Here is a 15152-nt window from a genome sequence, read left to right as displayed (position 1 = left end):
GCTTACCGGAACACCACCGTGCGGTGTCCGTTCAGCAGCACCCGGTGCTCGGCGTGCCAGGTCACTGCCTGGGCCAGCACCCGGCGCTCTACATCCTGCCCCTGCTGCACCATCGCCGCTACCGAGTCGGCGTGGGTGATGCGGGTCACGTCCTGCTCGATAATCGGGCCCTCGTCCAGGTCGGCCGTGACGTAGTGGGCGGTGGCGCCCATCAGCTTCACGCCGCGTGCGTAGGCCTGCGCGTAGGGCCGCGCTCCCTTGAACGACGGCAGGAACGAGTGGTGAATGTTGATGATGCGCCCCGACATCTGCCGGCACAGCTGATCCGAGAGAATCTGCATATAGCGGGCCAGCACCACCAGTTCCACGCCCTCGCGCTCGATCAGGTCCAGCAGCGCCGCTTCGGCCTGGGCTTTAGTCTCTGGCGTGACCGGCAGGTGAACGAACGGCACCCCGTAGAACTCGGCCAGCGGGGCCAGGTCGGGGTGATTGCCCACCACCGCTGCGATGTCCAGCGGCAGGGCGCGGGAACGCTGCCGGTACAGCAGGTCGCTCAGGCAGTGACCTTCTTTCGACACCATGATGACGGTTCTCAGCGGGCGGCCCTGGCGGTCCAACTGCCAGGTCATGCCGAAGCGTTCCGCCAGCACTGCCATGTCCTGCCGGAAAGCGGTTTCGTCGCCGGGCAGGTCGGTTTCCACCCGCATAAAAAAGAGCCCGGTGTCGGTGTCCCCGAACTGCTGTGACTGAATGATGTTGCCCCCGCTGGCGGCAATTGCCCCGCTGACCGCGTGGACGATGCCAGGTTGGTCCATGCACGAGAGGGTCAGAATCAGGGGGGTGACACGGGAAGCGGCAAAAGCGGGGTCCAGAACAGGCATCCGGCCAGTTTATCAGTTTCCGGCAGTGTCAGCCGCCGCAGGCCTGCGCCAGCAGCACCCCGATTTCGTCGCGGCCCATGCGGCGGCCGTGCAGGCGCAAGCCCGGCGGCAGGGTGCCCCCGGAGCTGGCCGGGCGAAACCGGAATTCGGGCCGCACGATCAGTTCTCGCCCGGCCGTCAGTGCCAGGGCAAAGTCGGTCTGCAGAGCGTAGTGGGCATTCAACTCTTCGCGTAGTCGCCCGGAGTCGCCGCCCAGAAAGGCCACCACCGCCGGGTGCGGCACGAAGTCGTGCTCCAGCTCACGCCGCAGCCGGGGTTCGTCCAGCAGAAAGCCGGCGCCGGTCAGCGTGTACCCGCCGATGCGCCGCCGGCAGGTCTGCGGCGTATCGCCGCGCAGCAGCGTGACCTGCCGGCCCGCCGCCTCGGCTCCGCGCAGGTAGCGCCAGAAAGTACCCAGGCTGGAATAGGTTGCCAGGCTGAGATACCCGGCGGGCCGCTGCGGGAGCGGGGACTTGGGCAGGCCGGCCGTCATGCTTACTGCCGCCCGGCCGCCCGGTCAGTCCTGTCCCTCTCAGCCATCGCTGGGGGTGCGCTTCTTGGGCTTGGTGGCCGCAAAGGCGGTCAGCCGCGCCAGCAGGTCGGGCGGGGTGTTGGTCAGCAGTTTGCCGGCGCTGGGGTTGCGGCCGGCGAAGTCTTCCACCCGGGTCATCAGTTCCGCGAACAGCTCTTCGGGGATGTTCAGCGCGGGGCTGAGGCGCACCGTGCGCTTGCTGCTCAGGCTCAGGTTGGCGATCACGCCGCTTCCATGCAGCTCGCGCATCGCCAGAATTGCGGTGGCCTCGTAGGCCAGCTCCTTGACGGCGCCGGGCAGCGGCAGCTGGCCCACCACCGGGTGAAACTGCATCGCCAGCAGCAAGCCCTGGCCGCGCACGTCCTGCAGCAGGCCGGGGTAGCGGCCTTGCAGCGCCTTCATCCGGGCCAGGCCCTGTTCGCCCAGCCGCAGCGACCGCTCCGGCAGATTCTGCTCTACCAGCAGTTCCAGCGAGCGCAGGCCTACCGCCATGCTCAGCGCTCCACCGCCAAAGGTGTTGGAGTGCCGCTTGGAGCTGAGGCCGCCCAGCATCTTCTTGTAGATGTCCTGCCGGGCGATGGTGGCGCCCACCGCACTCAGGCCGCCGCCCAGCGGCTTGGCGAGGGTGATGATGTCCGGGTCCAGGCCCTGCGCCGCCGACTCGAACCAGTGCCCGGTGCGGCCCAGGCCAGTCTGGATTTCGTCGGCGATGCAGACGATGCCGTGCTCGCGGCACAGGTCGCCCACCCCGGTCAGGAAGCCGATCGGCGGGATGATCACGCCGCCTTCGCCCTGAATCGGCTCCACGATGATGGCGGCCACGTTCTTGGCTCCCACCCGCCGCACCAGCGTTTTCAGGGCTTCCAGGTCACCGTAGGGGCTGGTCAGCGCGCCGGGCACCAGCGGCCGGAAGATGTCCTGATATTCCGGGTTGGGCGTCAGGCTGAGACTGCCGTAGGTTTTGCCGTGATAGGCGCCCCGGAACGAGATGAAATAGCTGGCGTTCGGCCGGTACGCCTTGGCGAACTTCAGCGCGCCTTCCACCGCTTCGGTGCCCGACGAGCAGAAAAAGACCTGGCTGTCAGCGTGCGAGGGCAGCTGTGAGGCCAGCAGCCGCACCAGGTTGGCACCCAGCGCCGCCCGCCATGAGCTGATGCTCTGCTGCGGCAGGACCATCGCCCGGTTTTTCTGCATGAATTCGGCCATAAAACCGGTCAGGTCGGGGTGCATTTCGCCGAAAGGGGTGGCGGCGTAGCTGGCGGCCATGATCAGCCGCTGGCCGTCCATGTCCTGCAGCTCCCAGGGGCTCAGGCGGGTAAAGGGGCCAGCCACGCCCAACATGTCGAGGCCGTACAGCAGCTCTTCGTTGCCGTACTTCAGGTCGAGGTCGCGGGCCTGCTGGGCGCTGAAGCTCTCGTTCAGCACGTCCTCGGCGCGGATCATGGGAGGAAGAGAAGAAGACATGAGTATGAGTGTAGCGCCGGTTCCTGAGTGCTGCTTTCCGGGCGCCGCTTTCCAGGAAATCGTTCCTGAGCCGGGGCTGACCCGCAGCCGTTATGCTCGGAGAATGCAACTGATCAGAATCAACCATGCGGGCGCCCCGCGCTGGGGCCGCCTGGAAGAAGGCACGGTTCACCTGCTGAGCGGCACGCTGCGCGGCGGTGGCCTGAGTGACAGCGAGGACACCGTGCCGTTTGACCCGGCAGTACTGCTGCCTCCGGCCGAACCCAGCAAGATCGTGTGCGTGGGCCGCAACTACGCCGACCACATCCGCGAGATGGGCCACGCCGGCCCCGGCGGCAGCGGCCTGCCGGCCGAGCCGGGCATCTTTCTCAAGGGCCCCAATGCGCTGGCCGAACCCGGCGGCGCCGTGGAGTATCCCGAATGGACCGAGAACTTTCACTTCGAGGGCGAGCTGGCGCTGGTGATCGGACAGCGCGCCAAGAACCTGAAGGCCAACGAGGCGCTGGGCGCAGTGCTGGGCTACACCTGTGCCCTGGACCTGACCGCCCGCGACCGGCAGAAAGAGGACCTGCAGTGGTTCCGCGCCAAGTCGGCTGACCGCTTCTGCCCGCTGGGCCCCTGGCTGGAAACCCAGCTGGACCCCACCGATCTGCATATTCAGACCCGCATCAACGGTGAGGTGAGGCAGGACGGCCGCACCTCGCACATGATCTTCGACCCGGTGCAGGTACTGGTGTATGTGTCGCGTTACGTGACGCTGGAACCCGGCGATATCGTGCTAACCGGCACTCCCGAGGGCGTGGGCCCGCTGCGGCGCGGCGACACGGTCGAGGTGGAAGTGGAAGGCATCGGCGTGCTGACCACCCCCATCGTCTGAGCAAGGGCCCGGCTCAGGTCGCGGCAGCTGCGCCTGGCTCTAGCAGGGTTCGCAGTTTGGCGGCCAGCGCCGCGTAGAACACCGGCCGGTGCAGGTAGGCCAGATGGTCGCCGCGCAGCTGCCCCGGCAGCGGGAACGTGGCGTCGTGGGCCTGCGGAATCACGCCTTCGGTGCGGAAGCTCAGCAGGTCGCTGTAGCTCTACACGTTCCAGAGATAACCCAGGTGTTCGCTCATGGTCCGCTGCGGCGCGGGATGCCCCGGCGGCAGAGTGTCTTCCATCATCAGGCCCAGTTCCTTGAACAGTCCCAGCTGACTGCCCACCGCGCACCAGAGGTCCACCCGCAGGTCCGCCAGTTCCGGGCGGCCGGGCAGCACACTGCTCAGCGCGTCGTAGACCAGCTGGCAGCCCAGGCTATGGCTGATCACCACCAGCGGTTCGTTCTCGGCTTTGGCTCTGGCGTGGGCCCGCTGCAAGGTCTCCACAATGCGCTGCGGCACCGGCCCGGGGTACTGCGGCGTGCCGCGCCCGTTGAGGTAGGTCAGGGCGTCGCCCAGAAAGATGGGCACGAAGTCTTCCAGCGGCCGGCGCACCTGCTGCAAGGTCTGCTGTAGCCGGCGGCGGCGCCGGGCCTGCCAGCTGGCCGGCAGCAGCGCCGGCTGAAAAGCGTGTCCCTCGCGCCGGGCGTCCACGGCGGCCAGCAGCACCTCACTCTGCACCTCGGGTGGCAGGGCGGCGGTCAGCAGCCGCACGCTCTCGTCGGCGGCCGTGTAGGCGGCTGCCTCGATGGTGGCGGGCCACAGTTCGGCCGGGATCTGCGGCAGCAGCGTGTCTTCCAGCCACTGCGCCAGCTCGGCGGGGGGCGCTTCCAGCGGGCGGGGCAGCTCGGGCGGCTGCGGGCTAAAGGCACCCCGGAAGCGGCCACCATGGGTGTACTGGGCGCCCAGGTCACCCCAGTAGAGCCATTCCATCTCCACCGCCTGCGGGTCGCCCGGGCGCATCACCGGGGCCAGATACTCGCGCAGCTGCGCCTCGATGGCCGGCCACTCGATGCCGCGGGTCATCTGGTGCAGGGTCTCCCAGCCGGGTCCGTCGCCCTCGCGGACAGCAACTCCATGCACGAAAATCAGCGGCATCTTTCCCCCGGGCCAGCGGTCAAGGTCGGCATGGGCTCAGCTTAGAGCTTTTAGGGGCTGCGGCGCCCCGCCTCAAACGTGCCGGCTGACCCTGCCGCGCGGCGGGGAAGGCCGTTACACTGAGGAATGACGCTGCATTTCCCCGAAGCGCCGCGCGCCTCGTACGCGCACCGGAAAGGACGTTCATGACCCATAACCGTTACGATGACCGCGCCCGGCTGGTGTTTCACTATGCCCGCGAGGAAGGCAACCGCCTGGGGCATGCCATGGTGGGCCCCGAACATTTGCTGCTGGGCCTGATGCGTGAGGGCGGCAGTGCGTACGCCGTGCTGAGCGAGTTCGGCGTGACCCTGGACTCGCTGCGTGAACGGGTGGAAGAAATCATCGGGCGCGGCGAGGGCTCGCGCCTGAACGACGCCCCCGCGATTACCCCGCGTGCCCGGCGCGTGATGGAGCTGGCCACCGCCGAGGCCCGCGAGATGGGCGCTCCGGTGACCTCCACCGAGCACCTGCTGCTGGGTATTCTGCGCGAGGGTGACGGGGTGGCGTACCGGATTCTGCAGGAAATCAGCAAGGACCCCGACACCATTCGCTGGCGCATTCTGGAACAGGGCGAGCGGAAAAAGCCCGACCCGGCTTCGTTGCCCACCCCGATGCTGGACGAGTTTGGCCGCGACCTGACCCGAATGGCCCGCGACGGCCGGCTGGACCCGGTGATCGGGCGCAGCGACGAAATCCGCCGCGTGACCCAGATTCTGACCCGCCGCACCAAGAACAACCCGGTGCTGATCGGCGACCCCGGCGTGGGCAAGACCGCCATCGTGGAAGGGCTGGCCCAGGCCATTGCCAGCGGCAAAGTGCCCCCGGCCCTCAAGGACAAGCGGGTGGTGAGCCTGGACCTCAGCGGCGTGGTGGCCGGCACCAAGTACCGCGGCGAATTCGAGGAACGCCTGCGCCAGATTATCGAAGAACTGCGGGCCAGCCGCGTGGTGGCTTTTATTGACGAGCTGCATACCCTGGTGGGTGCCGGTGGCTCGGAAGGCACCCTGGACGCTGCCAATATCATGAAGCCGGCCCTCTCGCGCGGTGAGATTCAGGTGGTGGGGGCAACCACCACCGGCGAGTACCACCGCTATATCGAGAAAGACGCGGCGCTGGAGCGGCGTTTCCAGCCGGTGATCGTGCTGGAACCCGGCCCGGCCGAAACGCTGGAAATCCTGCGTGGTATCCGGCCTTCCTACGAGGAACACCACGGCGTGTTGCTGCCGGACAACGTGCTGGAGCTGTCTATCCGCATGGGCGAACGCAGCCTGCCGGGCCGCAACTTTCCCGACAAGGCAATTGACCTGCTGGACGAGGCCGCCAGCCGGGTGAACCTCAACCTCAGCCTGGAACTGCCGGTCAGTCTCAGCGAGGAAGGCCAGCCGATGGTGACCCGCGAAGACCTGGAAAACGTGCTGAACTCGATGGGCGGCGTTTACTCCGACGACCGCGCCGCCGACCTGGTGGACCTGGAAAACGTGCTTGGCGAGCAGGTCTACGGCCAGCCGGAAGCGGTCAAGGCACTGGCCTCGGCGCTGCGGCGGGCCCGGTTGGGCCTGGGCGGGCGCAACCGGGTGTCGGCGTCGTTCCTGTTTGCCGGTCCCAGCGGCGTGGGCAAAACCCACCTCGCCAAGGCGCTGGCCCGCACCCTGTTTGGCTCGGAGCGCTCGCTGATTCGGCTGGACATGTCGGAATATCAGGAGCCGCACAGCGTGAGCAAACTGATCGGTTCGCCTCCCGGTTACGTGGGCCACGAGCAGGGCGGCCGCCTGACCGAAGCGGTGCGCCGTCAGCCGTTCAGCGTCATCCTGCTGGACGAGATTGAAAAGGCTCACCCTGACGTGTACAACGCTTTTTTACAGGTGTTCGAGGACGGCCGCTTGACCGACGGGCAGGGCCGCACGGTGGATTTCCGCCGCACCATCGTGATCATGACCTCCAACACCGGCTTCAACATCGGTCCTACGGTGGGCTTCAGCCCGGTGCAGGCCGATTCCAACGCGCCGCTGCGCCACATCTTCACCCCCGAGTTCCTCGACCGCCTGGACGACGTGATCAAGTTCCGGCCGCTGGGTGAGGCCGAACTGGAACGGGTGGCCGGGCAGCTGCTGGACGAGATGGCCGAGGAACTGGACAGCCGCGACATCGCCGTGAGCTTCGCGCCGGAGGTGGCCCCCTGGCTGGTCAGCAAGCTGAAGGCCCGCAGCCACAAGCATGCCCTGGGCAGCAGCCGGCAGCTGCGCACCCTGCTGCGCGAGGAGCTGGAAGACCCGCTGGCGCTGGAACTGATGGCCGCCGCCCCCGGCCCGGACGGCTGGCGGGTGGTGCTGGGCGAGGACGGCCTGGAATTCCGCCGTGACAAGCAGGTGAAGGCCAAGGCCACCCAGATTCTGGCCTGAGTAAATAGCCTGAGTGAAGAGACAGCTGGCAAGGCCGCCCCGGAATGGAGGCGGCCTTGTTGCACCCCGGCTGTCCTGCCTCAGCGCTTCTTCCTGCCCGGTATCTCTTCTTGCCCGGTATCTCTTCCTGCGCCGTGTCTATTCTTGTTCTGCGCCCAGCTCCTGCCCGCGCAGGGTGGCGGCCACCACCGCTTCGATCACGCTGCTGCGAAACCTGTGGGCTTCCAGCGCCTGAATGCCGGCGATGGTGGTGCCGCTGGGACTGCACACCTCGTCCTTGAGCAGGGCCGGGTGGGCGCGGCTTTCCAGCAGTTCGCCGCTGGCGCCCAGCAGCTTGCGGGCCAGTTCGCCGGCGACCGGCCGGGGCAGCCCCATCCGCACGCCACCGTCGGCCAGCGCCTCGGCAAAGGCGGCTGCGTAGGCCAGCCCCGAGGCGCTCATGCCGGTAAACGCGTCGAAAAGATGCTCGGGGATGTCGTAGGTGTCGCCCACCGCGCCGAACAGCTGCGTGGCAAAGGCCAGGTCGCCGGCCGCCTGCGCCTTGGGCGTGCCGGTCAGGGCGGTTTGCGAGCGGCCGATGGTGGCGGCCAGGCTGGGCATGGCCCGCACCACCCGGCCGGTGTTCAGGCCCCGGCGCAGCGTGCTCAGGGTCACGCCCGCCATGGTGCTGATATAACCGGCGTCGTACTGCGAGGCCCACTCGGCCACCTCCGGAAAGCTGCGCGGCTGCACACACACCAGAATGCGTTCGGCGCCGTTCAGCTCCTGCCGCCCGGCCGTCTGCACCCCGAAGCGTTCGGCCACCGCTGCCGCCTTGCGTGGGTCGCGGCCCAGCACCGCGATGTCGGCCGGGTCCACCACCCCCCGCGCCGTGATGCCCGCCAGCAGGGCGCTGCCCAGTTTTCCGGTGCCTATGATCGCCAGTTTCATGGGGGGCAGTATAGGGGCCGCTGCCGGAACCTCAAGGCCCGGTCAGACAGCTTAAAGGAAGCCGGAGTAGAGTGATTTTCACGGCATGAGAGCAGCTGGTCTGCTCGCCTGCCCCTTTTTATACGGCTCCCGGCCCGTGGTCCTCTGTGGCCCCGGTGCCGTGCGCCCAGCCAAGGAGGCTCTAATGAAAAAAGCTGTGATGTTGATGTCGGTTCTGGTGGCGGCGACCGGTTCTGCGTTCGCCGGTGGCGGCGCGGTGCCTGCGACCAAGGCCCCCCAGCCCACCGTGACCAGCCACCGCTACGCCTGCGCCAACGCCCAGAGCGTGCAGGTGCGTTACGTGGACACCGACCCGGTGCTGAAGCGTGACCCGGTGCTGGCCATAGTGAACTACCACGGTCAGAGCTACGGCCTGGCCCCGGCCGTCAGCGCCAGCGGCAGCCGCTTTGTGGGTCTGGCTGGTCTGAACACCGCCAGCGGCCTGGAATGGTGGGAACACCAGGGCGAAGGCACCCTGAGCACCTACAACCCGGCCAACGGCCAGACCAAGACTCTGGTCTCCGGCTGCCGCATTCAGCGCTGAACTGCACTGACACGATAACTGGCCGCTCCACCGGCCGAGAGTGGCGCGCGCCTCCCCTGACCGGGAGGCGTTTCCTTTTGGCGGCGCGCCGACCCGCTAGCATAGGCGGATGTTCAAAAGCTTCGATGGTTTCACTGACGATTACGGGCGCATCACGACCTGGCCCAGCAGCAAGCGCACCCAGCACAGAATGGCCATTCTGGATTATCTGACCGGCCTGTTCGAATCGGGCCGAATCTACTCGGCCGAGGAAGTCAGCCGGTTGCTGCGCGACCACGCCGACGACGCCTTGGAAGCGACCCTGCTGACCGAGCTGCTGGACGGCGACTACCTGACCCGTGACGAGCGCGGGCTGTGGCGCGCCGACAGCCGCCCGACCGGCGCCAACACGCCTGTGCGGGGCGACTAATGGCGCGCAGCAAGACGCAGTATGTCTGCCAGAGCTGCGGCTACACTTCGGCCAAGCCGCTGGGCCGCTGTCCCAACTGCCAGGCCTGGAACTCGTTCGAGGAACAGGAGGAGAAGCCGGCGGCCGGCGGTCGCTCCAGCCTGGGCGGAGCCTACGGCGGCATCAAGGGCGGCAAAGTCACGGCACTGAGCAGCGTGGGCCGGCGCGAGGAACCGCGCACCTCCAGCGGCATTCCCGAGCTGGACCGGGTGCTGGGCGGCGGGCTGGTGGCCGGCGGCGTTACATTGATCGGCGGCGAGCCGGGCATCGGCAAATCCACCTTGCTGCTGCAGGTGGCCGATCAGGTGGCGCGGCGTGACGGCACGGTGCTGTACGTGGCCGGCGAGGAATCGCTGGAACAGATTCGCCTGCGGGCCGACCGCCTGGGCGTGACCGGCGAAATCCAGCTGACCCGCGACACCCGCGCCGAGCACGTGGCGGCGCTGATGGAGGAGCATAAACCCGCGCTGTGCATCGTGGACTCTATCCAGACGGTGGTGGCCGAGGGCGAAGGCGTCAGCGGCGGCATCGCGCAGGTGCGTGAAGGCACCGCCGTGCTGACCCGCGCCGCCAAGGAAACTGGCACCGCCACTGTGCTGGTGGGCCACGTGACCAAGGAAGGCACCGTGGCCGGACCCAAAGTGATTGAGCACATCGTGGACACCACGGTGTTTCTGGAATCGGTGGGGGCTTTCCGGCTGCTGCGGAGCGTGAAGAACCGTTTCGGGCAGGCCGGCGAGCTGGGCGTGTTCGAGATGCGCGGCGAGGGGCTGGTGGCGGTGGAAAACCCCAGTGCCGCCTTCCTGGCCGAGCGCCCGGTGGGGGTGCCGGGCAGCGTGGTGGCTGCCACCATCGACGGGCAGCGGCCCATGCTGCTGGAAGTGCAGGCCCTGGCTGCCAAGACGCCGTTTCCCAACCCACGCCGGGTGGTGGTGGGCCTGGACCCGCGCCGGGTGGATGTGGTGCTGGCGGTGCTGGAGCGCCGGCTGGAGCTGACATTGGGCGGGCTGGACATCTACGTGAACCTGGCCGGCGGCCTGAAAGTCACCGATCCTGGCCTGGACCTGGCTGCCGCGCTGGCAGTGTATTCGGCAGTGGTGGGCCGCTCGCTGGCCGAGAACGTGGCTGTGTTCGGGGAAGTGGGGCTGGCCGGCGAGGTCCGCTCCACCACCGCCAGCCCCCGCCGCGCCGAGGAAGCCCGCCGGGCCGGCTACCAGCGTCTGATTGTGCCGCCGGGCCTGGAAGGTGCCGCCGGCATTCACAGCGTGGAAGAAGCGGTGGCCGCCGCCTGGAAGAAATAAAAAAACTGGGCGGGACCAGGGAAATTTCCCTGGTCTCGCCTTCTTTGTAACCTCTACTGAGTTGGTGTGCCTGCTTCAGAAGGGGAAAGACAGCTCTTCTTCGTCTTCCTCGTCCTCCTCATGCGGGGTCCTGGGCAGGTGGCCGTCGGGGGCCGGCGTTTCGGGGTGGGCCTTGCCGGTGCTGAAACTGCTCAGCAGGGTGGAGGCCACCACCAGCGCGCCGCCCATAAAGCCGCGGCTGCCGATCCGCTCGCCGATCAGGGCGTAGCTGAACACGGCCGCCCCCACCGGCTCCAGCGCGTAAATCAGGCTGGCCTCGGCGGCGCTGACCGACCGCTGGCCGATGGTCTGGAGCAGGGTGGTCAGCGCGGTGGCGATCACGCCCAGGTACAGCAGCGGCGCCCAGTAGCCGTCGCCAGGCAGCAGCCCATTGGTGCCTTCCAGGCCGCCGGTCAGTGCGGACAGCAGGGTCCAGATCCAGGCGTACAGCGCTACGCAGCTGACCTGCGCCAGGGTAAAAGGCAGGGCCGGGTGCCGGTTGGCCATGCCTTCCAGCGCGATGATAAACCCTGCGTAGGACACGGCGCAGCCCAGCGCCCAGGTGTCGCCGGCCACCCAGCTGCCGCCTTCCCAGGACAGCAGCCCCAGCCCGGCCACCGCCAGCGGCAGCGCCAGCCACAGCGTCCAGGGCATCCGGCGGCCCTGTGCGGCGGCCAGCCACAGCGGCACCAGCACCACGCTGAGTGCTGTGAAGAAAGCAGCGCGGTTGGCAGTGGTGGTGGTCAGGGCCACCGTCTGGGTGCCGTAGCTGGCAATCAGCCACGCGCCCAGAATGGCTCCGTCGCGCCACAGGCCCGGGCTGCGGGGGGCCAGGGTGCCGCGGCGGCGCCGGCGGCGGCGAATCCAGCTCACCGCCGGCGCCAGCAGCAGCGCCGCAACCGTAAAGCGCCAGGCCACCAGCACGGAAGGTGCCAGCTGATCGCCCAGAATCTTGGTCACGGCGAAGGTGCTGCCCCAGATGGCCGTAACCGCCAGCAGAATCAGAATGCCGCGCAGGTGAGCGTTCATCCTTCACCCAGCTTGCTCAGGGTAAACGACACCAAAAAGCCCAGCGCCGCGATCAGCCCCGACCAGTTGTGGTCTTCCTTGAAAGCGTCGGGAATCATGGTGTTCATCAGCATGGCGAGAATGCCGCCGGCTGCCACCGCCGTGGTGGCGGCCACGGTGGCCGGCGAGGCATGGTCAAAGGCGGTGTAGCCCAGCAGCGACGCCACCCCCAGCAGCAGGATCACGCCGGTCCACAGCAGCATGATCTGGCCGGGGCGGTAGTTCTTTTTCATGCCGGCGGCGCCCGAAAGCCCTTCGGGGATGTTGCTCAGGAAAATGGCAATCACCGTGACCAGGCTGACCGCGCTTCCCCCCAGCAGGCTGAGGCCTACCACGATGGATTCGGGAATGCCGTCAATCAGGGCGCCCACCACAAAGGCGGTGCCGCTTTCTTGGTCTTCCTTGTCGCCGCTGTTTCCCTGCCACCGTTCCATCAGGCTGGTGGCGGCCACGTAGAGTGCGGCGCCCCCCAGAAAGCCGGCCGCAGAGGCGGTCAGGCCACCCTGGCTGTAAGCTTCATCCATCAGTTCAAAGGCCAGGGCCGAAATCAGCACGCCCGAGCCAAAAGCCATCACGGCGGCCACCCAGGTTTCGGACAGGCGCAGGCGCAGGCCGGCCAGGGCGCCCAGCAGCAGCGCCGAGCCCGAAACCAGCCCCCAGAATCCAGCCTGAAGCGCTCCGGGCCAGGCAGCAATCACGTCCATTCAGGGCTCCTTTCTGAGCAGCAGGCTTTTGAGGTACAGGCTTTCCGGCACGCTGAGCAGGTGCGGGTGGTCGGCCGGCTGATAGGTGATGTCCACCACCTCGGCGCCGCAGCCGGCCAGGCCCGCAGCGACCCGCGAGGCGTCCAGCAGGTCGTTCACACTGATGTAATGGGCACAGGTGCTGACCAGCACGTAACCGCCGGGATTCAGCATTTCCAGCACCTGCGCGGTGCCGTCGGTAAAGATGCGCTTGGCACGCGGCAGGTCACCCTTCCGTTTGGCGAGGGTGGGCGGGTCGAATACGGCCGCGTCGAAACGGCGATTTTCCTTTTGCAGCGCCGCGAGCTGTTCCAGTGCGTCTCCCCAGCGCACGCCCACGGCCGCACCGTTGCGGCGGGCCACGCTTTCCAGAGTGGCCAGCGCCACGTTGTCCTTGTCGATGGCGACGGCTTTGGCACCCGCTTTGGCCGCGTGCAGGCTGAACGAGCCGGTGTAGGAATACACGTCCAGAAACTGCTGCCCCGGCCGGATCAGCGAGCGCATCAGCCGGCGGTTGTCGCGCTGGTCCAGGAAAAAGCCGGTCTTCTGGGCTTCCAGCGGCCGGAAAGACAGCGTCAGGTCGTCCTCGAAGAATTCCACCGTCTCTGGTAGGTCACCCCACAGTGCTCCGCTGGTCAGTTCCAGGCCTTCTTTGCGCCGCTCGCCGGTGTCGCTGCGCTCGAAGGCGGCCGCCGCGCCGGTTTCTTCCCGCAGCGCCCGCAGAATCAGGTCGCGGTGGCGTTCCACACCGGCGTTACGCAGCTGCACACTCAGCACTTCGCCGAACTGGTCGGCCACCACGCCGGGCATCCCGTCGGCCTCGGCGTGCAGCACCCGCAGGGCGTTGGTGCCCTGAATCCGGCCCTCACGGTGCCCTAGCGCCCGCCTGATCTGGCGGCGGTAAAAGTCCAGGTCCACCGCCTCGTCCTGCCAGGTCAGCAGCCGCAGCGGGGTGGCGCCCGCTTCGTTCCAGTAGCCACGGCCCACAAAAGAACCATCGGGGCCACGCACCGTAACCACCTCGCCGGGCGCGGTGCCCTGCGGGGCGTCCTGAATGTCCTGCTGGTGGCCGAATGGGTAGCGGCCCGCAATGCGGCGCACCGCCTGGGGGGTCAGAATCACGGCGGGGCCGGCGGCCGCAGCTCTCGGGGCCTGGCCCCGGCTGCGCTGGCCGACCTGGGGGGGATTACGTGGAGTGACAACTCCCCGCTCTAAAGAGCGAGGCTTCTCAGGCGACGACATAGATACCTTCCTTATCGTTCACACCTGAAGGCCGTGTCCCGGCCCGGAGAATGTTTCGCGCTGCATTCAAATCTGCATTGTCCTCATGCCCGCAAACCACGCACCGAAAACGCGATTGGCTTAGCCTGTTTTCCTTACAGCGGTGGCCGCATTGGTGACAGGTTTGCGAGGTGTACCGAGGGTCTACGCGAATCACACGCCGGGCAGCTTCTTCCGCTTTCAGGGCGAGGATGTCGAAAAACTGACTCCATCCGACATCGGAGATGGAGCGGGCCAAGTTGGACTTGACCATGTTGGAGACCTTCAAATCTTCGTGGGCGATGACGTCGTGTTCATTGACCAGTCTCCTTGCCGTCTTGTGGTGGAAGTCCAGTCGGGCGCGGCGGATTCGTTGATGAGTCTTGGCAACCAGCTTCACGGCTTTCTTGCGCCTGTTGCCGCCTTTCTTGCGGCGGGCAACGGTGCGCTGCTGGATGCGAAGCTTGCGGAGATTCTTCTGAAGATGGCGCGGGTTCTCCACGAACTCGCCGTCTGACGTGATGGCAAACCATGTTGTTCCTACGTCCACCCCGACGCTTGACCCCGTGGCGGGCAAGGAGCGCTGAGGAACTTCGCAGGTATAGACCGCATACCACTCGCCGCAGTCGTGGACGACTTGCAGGTTCTTTGGTACACCCTCCAGCGGGCGGTGAAACTTGCATTTCACGCTGCCGATTTTGGGAATGTTGATGCGCTTCCCGTCGTCGGTGGGCCTACCAGGGGTAAGCCAGCGGCCCTTCTTCTTATCCCAGACTTCTTTGAACTTAAAACTGGTCCAGCGCTGCATGGGTTTGAAGCGAGGGAATCCCGCTTTCTTGCCTTGCTTCAACCGAGAGAAGAAGCCCTTGAACGCCTTGTCCAGCCGCTCCAGTGGCTCTTGCAGGACATGGGAATAGACCGCAGCGAACTCCGGGCACTCAGCCTTGAGCGCTGTGAGTTCCTTCTGTTGGTCGTACCCCGTAACCGTCTTGCCTTGCTTCTTGTACGCCGCAATCCGCTGCTCTAGGGCAGCGTTGTACAGCGTGCGGGTGAGCCGCAGCGTGTTAAACATGGTGGCCTCTTGAAGCTTGGTTGGGTACAAGCGGTACTTGAACACCCGAATGGTGGTATCGTCTGACATGCGAAGCGGCTCCTCTCCGCTTTGCCACGGTCCCGGCTGGTGGTACAGCGCGGGGCCATTGCTCATTTAATTTACCACAGAACGTAGGGCTTAGGCTTAGCCGCCCTACCGGGCGGATGCCGCTAGACCCCGCGCTGAAGTACGGGGCATGCGCGTCATTTTCTGTCATAAAGAAGAGTGTAGGGCAGCGGACGGACGCGGTGGGAGAGGCCCGGGCATTCTACCGCTGGACCCCGCGCCGGCTCGCTGTGATTGATCACAGCAAAACGG

Annotated in this window: 15 protein-coding genes; 5 read left to right on the top strand and 10 right to left on the bottom strand. The window is 66.9% G+C overall.

Annotated elements, in window-relative coordinates; genetic code table 11:
• Positions 1-2 precede the first annotated feature (2 nt).
• From purU to OCI36_RS04855, 3 genes are read right to left on the bottom strand one after another with little or no spacing between them, the layout of a single operon-like run.
• A complete protein-coding gene (gene purU, locus OCI36_RS04865) occupies positions 3-881 on the bottom strand; it encodes a formyltetrahydrofolate deformylase (RefSeq protein ID WP_261663951.1) in 879 nt (292 codons plus the stop codon).
• Between the two features lie 28 nt (positions 882-909).
• Entirely contained in the window at positions 910-1413 is a 504-nt protein-coding gene (locus OCI36_RS04860) for a hypothetical protein (RefSeq protein ID WP_261663950.1), read from the bottom strand.
• Positions 1414-1452: 39 nt separating this feature from the next.
• Positions 1453-2916 carry an aspartate aminotransferase family protein gene (locus OCI36_RS04855; RefSeq protein ID WP_261663949.1) on the bottom strand — a complete coding sequence of 488 codons (1464 nt, stop codon included), beginning with the start codon at positions 2914-2916 and terminating at the stop codon, positions 1453-1455.
• A gap of 103 nt (positions 2917-3019) precedes the next feature.
• Here OCI36_RS04855 and OCI36_RS04850 point away from each other — a divergent pair, with 103 nt between their 5' ends.
• Complete coding sequence (locus tag OCI36_RS04850; RefSeq protein ID WP_261663948.1) at positions 3020-3793, top strand: fumarylacetoacetate hydrolase family protein; 774 nt, start codon at positions 3020-3022, stop codon at positions 3791-3793.
• 13 nt (positions 3794-3806) lie between these two features.
• On the opposite strand, the gene OCI36_RS04845 is transcribed toward OCI36_RS04850, so the two are convergent.
• On the bottom strand, positions 3807-3956 hold the full coding sequence (locus tag OCI36_RS04845; RefSeq protein ID WP_261663947.1) for a hypothetical protein: 150 nt from the start codon (positions 3954-3956) through the stop codon (positions 3807-3809).
• Between the two features lie 36 nt (positions 3957-3992).
• Positions 3993-4928, bottom strand: a complete 936-nt coding sequence (locus OCI36_RS04840; protein WP_261663946.1) for a hypothetical protein — start codon at positions 4926-4928, stop codon at positions 3993-3995.
• 185 nt (positions 4929-5113) lie between these two features.
• Here OCI36_RS04840 and OCI36_RS04835 point away from each other — a divergent pair, with 185 nt between their 5' ends.
• Positions 5114-7369 (top strand): ATP-dependent Clp protease ATP-binding subunit, encoded by a 2256-nt coding sequence (locus OCI36_RS04835; protein ID WP_261663945.1) that lies wholly within the window; start codon positions 5114-5116, stop codon positions 7367-7369.
• A 138-nt stretch (positions 7370-7507) separates the two neighbouring features.
• Here OCI36_RS04835 and proC read toward each other — a convergent pair whose 3' ends face one another.
• Positions 7508-8299 carry a pyrroline-5-carboxylate reductase gene (gene proC / locus OCI36_RS04830; protein ID WP_261663944.1) on the bottom strand — a complete coding sequence of 264 codons (792 nt, stop codon included), beginning with the start codon at positions 8297-8299 and terminating at the stop codon, positions 7508-7510.
• A 184-nt stretch (positions 8300-8483) separates the two neighbouring features.
• Here proC and OCI36_RS04825 point away from each other — a divergent pair, with 184 nt between their 5' ends.
• From OCI36_RS04825 to radA, 3 genes are all read left to right on the top strand, one after another.
• Positions 8484-8882: an MliC family protein gene (locus OCI36_RS04825; protein ID WP_261663942.1), complete on the top strand. Its 399-nt coding sequence runs from the start codon at positions 8484-8486 to the stop codon at positions 8880-8882.
• A gap of 109 nt (positions 8883-8991) precedes the next feature.
• Positions 8992-9291 (top strand): DUF2087 domain-containing protein, encoded by a 300-nt coding sequence (locus tag OCI36_RS04820; protein WP_261663941.1) that lies wholly within the window; start codon positions 8992-8994, stop codon positions 9289-9291.
• Complete coding sequence (radA, locus tag OCI36_RS04815) at positions 9291-10631, top strand: DNA repair protein RadA (protein ID WP_261663940.1); 1341 nt, start codon at positions 9291-9293, stop codon at positions 10629-10631. The genes OCI36_RS04820 and radA overlap by 1 nt, the downstream gene beginning before the upstream one ends.
• 75 nt (positions 10632-10706) lie before the next feature.
• Here the strand turns inward: radA and OCI36_RS04810 are convergent, their stop codons facing one another.
• From OCI36_RS04810 to OCI36_RS04795, 4 genes are all read right to left on the bottom strand, one after another.
• Positions 10707-11699, bottom strand: coding sequence for a DMT family transporter (locus OCI36_RS04810; RefSeq protein ID WP_261663939.1), 993 nt, complete (start codon positions 11697-11699; stop codon positions 10707-10709).
• On the bottom strand, positions 11696-12442 hold the full coding sequence (locus tag OCI36_RS04805; RefSeq protein WP_261663938.1) for a ZIP family metal transporter: 747 nt from the start codon (positions 12440-12442) through the stop codon (positions 11696-11698). Before OCI36_RS04805 ends, OCI36_RS04810 begins: the two co-directional genes overlap by 4 nt.
• The gene (locus tag OCI36_RS04800; RefSeq protein WP_261663937.1) at positions 12443-13603 is read right to left on the bottom strand and encodes a class I SAM-dependent rRNA methyltransferase; all 1161 of its coding nucleotides are present in this window, start codon (positions 13601-13603) and stop codon (positions 12443-12445) included.
• Positions 13604-13709: 106 nt separating this feature from the next.
• Entirely contained in the window at positions 13710-14882 is a 1173-nt protein-coding gene (locus OCI36_RS04795) for an RNA-guided endonuclease InsQ/TnpB family protein (RefSeq protein WP_261663936.1), read from the bottom strand.
• Positions 14883-15152: the final 270 nt, after the last annotated feature.

It is taken from the genome of Deinococcus sp. Marseille-Q6407, assembly GCF_946848805.1.
Taxonomy (GTDB): domain Bacteria; phylum Deinococcota; class Deinococci; order Deinococcales; family Deinococcaceae; genus Deinococcus.
This window is presented reverse-complemented; position numbering and strand designations above follow the sequence as displayed.